General features: G+C 69.8%; 2 protein-coding genes. Both read left to right on the forward strand.

The genetic code is table 11. The features are described from left to right. The coding region (locus ALLO2_RS26800; protein ID WP_023842296.1) for a hypothetical protein at positions 1 to 1,289 on the forward strand (1,289 nt) is incomplete at its 5' end. Then, entirely contained in the window at positions 1,282 to 1,581 is a 300-nt protein-coding gene (locus ALLO2_RS22985; RefSeq protein WP_011436264.1) for a 4a-hydroxytetrahydrobiopterin dehydratase, read from the forward strand. The genes ALLO2_RS26800 and ALLO2_RS22985, both read left to right, overlap by 8 nt. Positions 1,582 to 1,809 lie beyond the last annotated feature (228 nt).

Below are 1,809 nucleotides of genomic sequence, written 5' to 3' on the forward strand. Positions count from 1 at the left end.
ACCGCCGCCGGCCCACCCCCCAGCTCCTCGCGCTGCTCGCCGAGGTCTACGGCACCAACATCCACAACCTCATCGACCTCGACGACCGCGAACACATGCCCCCAGCAGACATGCTGGTCATCACCACCACACGCCAGGACGCTCGGCCAACGCCGCCGACGGGATCACCGGTGAACCTTGCACTGCCCGCGGCCCCGTGTTTCAGCCCCACGGCCCCGTGCGTCCAGTCGGGACGCGGTCATGGTGCGGCCAGGGGGCTGCGTCTCGACGGGCCTGCTGGAAGCATGGAGTGGGTGGACGCTCTCGGCCGCCGCGGGTTCACTCTTCTCGCGGGATCAGCAGTAGTGGCGGGTCTGGCCGGCGCCGGCCGCGCCCGCCACGTCGACCCGGCGCTCATCTCCTACTTCGACGGCCAGCTCCAGGGCCACTACCACGCGGACATGCTGCTCGGCGCCGGCGCCCTGATCGGCACGGTCGCCTCCCAATACGAGGTCATCACGCAACTGCTGGATGCCGCGGACGGGTCGACCCGCCGGGGCCTGGCGAAGGTCGGCTCCTCGTTCGCCGCGTTCGCGGCCTGGCTGTGGCTCGACGCGGGAGACGCGGTCGCCGCGATGCGCTGCCACGACGCGGCCTTGGAACTGGCCCACCGCTGCGGGGAACGCGACGCCGTCGCCTGCGCGCTGGTCGATCGGGCGATGGCCTTCACCGACCTGGGAAACGCGGCGGCCGTGATCGACCTGTGCCAGGCCGCGCTGGGTGACGCCCGGCAGCTGGCACCCGAAGTCCAGGTGTTCGCCTTGCAGCAGCAGGCACACGGCGCGTCGCTGCGCGGTGACCGTCGCCAGGTTGATCTCCTCCTCGATCAGGCCGGCCGGCTCGTGGAGCACGTCGAGGTCGAGGAATACGGCACGGCCTGCCGCCGCACCGACGGCTACGTCGAAGTGCAGCGTGCAACCTGCTATGGACGGCTGGGTCTCGCCGACGACGCTGACCGCCTCTGGCAGCAGATCATCCCCGCTGCCCCGGCCTCTGCCCGCCGGGACGTCGGGGTCTGGTCAGCGCGCCACGCGGTCGCCGCCGCGCGGCAGGGAGAACCAGAGCGGGCGGTAGACCTCACGCGCCAGGCCAGCGCGCTCGCGGTGGAGACCGGCTCCGCGCGGGCCCGGCGAGAACTGGCCGCGGTCGCGGCGGCGATGGCTCCGTGGCGCGCGCACCCCCTCGGCCAGGAGCTCGCCGACGTGCTCACACCCTTCACCACCGACGAGACCGGGAGAGAGCATGGCTGAGGCGCTGACCCGAGACATGATCGACGAACACCTCAAGACCCTGGACGGATGGACGACCGACGGCCGGCGGATCGAACGGCTCTACTCGATACCCCACATCCAGGGCGCCGCGTTCATCGTGCACATCGCCGCGATCCAGGACGAGTTCGGCCACCACTCCGACGCGACACTCGGATACAAGACCGTGCATGTGTCGATCAGCTCCAGCGACATCGGCGGCTACGTCGCCGAACACGACATCGAGCTCGCCAGGCGCATTCAGGAAATCGCGTCAGCGCATGGCGCACGATAAAATAGAACCGGGTATTCGTTCAACGCCGCGAAAGGAGGTAGGCTGTGACGGCGATTCGCCGCGGCGTGCACGAATCCTTTTCGTACGTTCAAAGCCGCCGACACACTGGTGGAGAAGATAGCGGGGCGTTGGAGTGAGTAGGTCCAGCCGGCGGGCGGAACAGGACGAGCTGCGGGCGCGGATGCGCGCGGCCGGCATGTCCCACGACGAAATCGCCGTCGAGTTCGC

The organism is Frankia sp. Allo2, assembly GCF_000733325.1.
GTDB classification, from domain to species: Bacteria; Actinomycetota; Actinomycetes; order Frankiales; family Frankiaceae; genus Frankia; species Frankia casuarinae.